The organism is Erythrobacter sp. NE805 (assembly GCF_046452355.1).
Classification (GTDB): domain Bacteria; phylum Pseudomonadota; class Alphaproteobacteria; order Sphingomonadales; family Sphingomonadaceae; genus Erythrobacter.
Window position 1 is genome coordinate 1 of the sequence record NZ_JBKFDI010000012.1, and the last position, 2,544, is coordinate 2,544.

Below are 2,544 nucleotides of genomic sequence, written 5' to 3' on the forward strand. Positions count from 1 at the left end.
ATTGTCGAAGAGCCAGGCGTGCTCGCCCTCCCCGATCCACGCCGCGAGCCGGTCGGCAAGGTCGCCCGGCGTCGGGCGGCGGGTGCCTGCGAGCAGCTCCTTGAAGTGCCGGAGGCGCCGCAGCGAGGGATCATTGGCGTAGGTCGCATCGACCGCGGCGCTGATCGTCGCGAACTCCTCGGGGCCATCGGCCTTGAGCAGCACCGCCAGCCAGTCGCGCAGGAAAGCGCGGTTGGCCGGCGCGTCGGGGAGCGACAGCGGGTTGAAGCCGGCAGGCTGGCCGGGGCTGATCCGGTCGTAGCGCCCGCCGATGCCGCGGATGAACAGCTCCGCGCCGCGGTCCTTGTCGAAGAGGATCGTGCGGGGGCTGAACTTCTGTGCCTGCGCGGCGAGGAAGTTCATCACCACGGTCTTGCCCGAGCCCGACGGGCCGATCACCGAGAAGTTGCCGAGGTCGCCGTGGTGGAAGTTGAAGAAGAACGGGGTGGCGCTGGTCGTCTCGAGCAGGGTGACGGCATCGCCCCAGTGGTTGCCCGAGGCCTGCCCCAGCGCGAAGCCGTGGAAGCTGCCGAAGCCCGCCATGTTGGCCGAGGAGATCAGCGCGCGGCGGACGATGTATTCCTCGTTGCCGGGGAACTGCGCCCAGAAGGCGGGTTCGAGGTTGGTGTCCTCGCGCACCGCGATCGCGCCGGTGTCGGCGAGCGCGGCCCCGCAGGCGGCGACCGCCTCGTCGAGCCGGTCGAGCGTGCGCTCGCGGACCAGCACGGTGAGGTGATGGTCGCCGAAGCCGACCGCGCCGTTGCCGAGCGCATCGCGTGCGGCGAGCATCTCGGCGCGCTCGGCCGCGGCGTCCTCGTCGACCGAACGCGAGCGCCTCAGCGCAAGGTCGATGCGTTCGCGCGCGGTGGTCCGCTCGTTGGGGGCATAGCTCTCAGTGACGACCATCTCGAAGGGGAGCCTGAGGAGGTTGTCGAGCAGCCCCGGCGAGGTCGCCTCGGGATAGTCCTTGAGGCCCATGATCGCGGCGAAGTCCGGGGCGGCGCTGCCGCGCAGCTCCATCGCGTCGAGCCCGAAGGAGGCGCGGCGATAGGGGAGCATATGGCCGATGTCGGTCTCGGGCGCGGGGCGGCGGACCGGGCGCATCTCGCCATTGTAGAGCGCGCTCAAGAGCTCGAGCATCTCCGAATTCGTGCCCCCGGCATCGGGCGCCTGGTAGTCGCCGAGCACCGCGGCGCCATATTGCTGGAGCGAGGCGACGAGGCCGGTGACCGCGGCCTTGAGGCTCTTGAGGTCACGCGGATCGGCCTCGAGCTCGTCCTGGCCCGCGCGGGAGAAGAGCTTGGCCATGCGCTCGGGCAGGCCCGTCTTGCCGCGCGCGGGGCGGCGGATCAGGGTGACGAACTGGTCGTTGATGAACAGCGAGCCGCCCGCCAGCCGCTCCTTCCAGCGCGAGTCGATGTGGCGCGAGAGGGGATCGGGGAACGCGGCATCGAGCTCGACCTCGACGCGGCGGCGGATCACGTGGTGATAAAGCACGAAGCGCGCATCGAGCACCGAGCGCAGCATCACCTCGCGGGTCGCGGCATGGGCGTTGAGGGCGTCGGAATCCTCGGTCTCGAACAGGAGGCCGGGGACCTGGATCGCGCTCATCACAGAGCCGTCGCGCAGCAGCACGGTGCTCGCATCGATCAGCCGGGCATAGGGGAGGCGGTCGCCGACGCGGGCTTCCTTGGCGCTCCACGCGGCGGCTCCGAGCCATGTCTTGGCCATCAGCGGCACTCCTTACGGGGCATAGGAATTGCACCCCCAGCGCTTGTAGTTGGGCACGCGCGGGCAGCGCGAGACCTTGGTGATCCACAGGTCGAAGATGCGCGGTTCGCGCAGCGACGCGAAGTAGCCGATCGCGTGCATCACCGCGGGGACCGGCAGGATCCACCAGCTCTTGAGGATCAGGAAGGCGATCGTCGTCACCATCAGGTTGATGATGAAGAAGTTCATCGTCACCCCCAGGAACATCTGCGGGCGGGTGAGCGCGCGGTGGACGGGGTGGCGGACGAGCTCGCTCACGGGCGCTTACCCGGCGGCCGACTGGATGCCGGCGACGATGGTGGTCGCGCCGAACAGGATGAACACGCCGACGATCACGGTCGCGCCGAAGCGCCAGTTCATGCGGCCGGTGAGCATCATGAAGCCGATCGCGGCGACGGCCATCACGGCGACGGTGGTGGCGACGGTGCCGAGCAGCGTCCCCTGGAGCCACAGCAGCGCGTTGTTGATCGGGCCCGAGCCCGCCGGATCGGCATTCTGCGCGTGAGCCGCCCCGTGGGCGAGCGCGAGCGTCAGGGCGGCGGCGAGACGGGCGGGAAGGAACTTGCGGGTCATCGTGATGGTCTTGGCTTTCATGGTCTGGGAGCGCGGAGCGGTCACTGCCCCTGCGCGCGGGAATGGCTGGCGAGGCGGCCGATGATGGCGGTGACGTAGCCGCGGGTCTCGCGGATGTTGGGGATGCCGCCCGCGCGTTCGACCCGGCCGGGCCCGGCGTTA

The 2,544-nt window shown here is 70.0% G+C and carries 3 protein-coding genes; all 3 read right to left on the reverse strand.

Features of this window, described 5'->3' with window-relative positions:
• Positions 1–1,770: VirB4 family type IV secretion/conjugal transfer ATPase (locus tag ACLBKU_RS17625; protein ID WP_410180880.1), on the reverse strand; the 1,770-nt coding region annotated here is incomplete at its 3' end.
• A 12-nt stretch (positions 1,771–1,782) separates the two neighbouring features.
• Positions 1,783–2,067: a type IV secretion system protein VirB3 gene (locus ACLBKU_RS17630; RefSeq protein WP_410178903.1), complete on the reverse strand. Its 285-nt coding sequence runs from the start codon at positions 2,065–2,067 to the stop codon at positions 1,783–1,785.
• Between the two features lie 6 nt (positions 2,068–2,073).
• Positions 2,074–2,403, reverse strand: a complete 330-nt coding sequence (locus tag ACLBKU_RS17635; protein WP_410180881.1) for a TrbC/VirB2 family protein — start codon at positions 2,401–2,403, stop codon at positions 2,074–2,076.
• Positions 2,404–2,544: the final 141 nt, after the last annotated feature.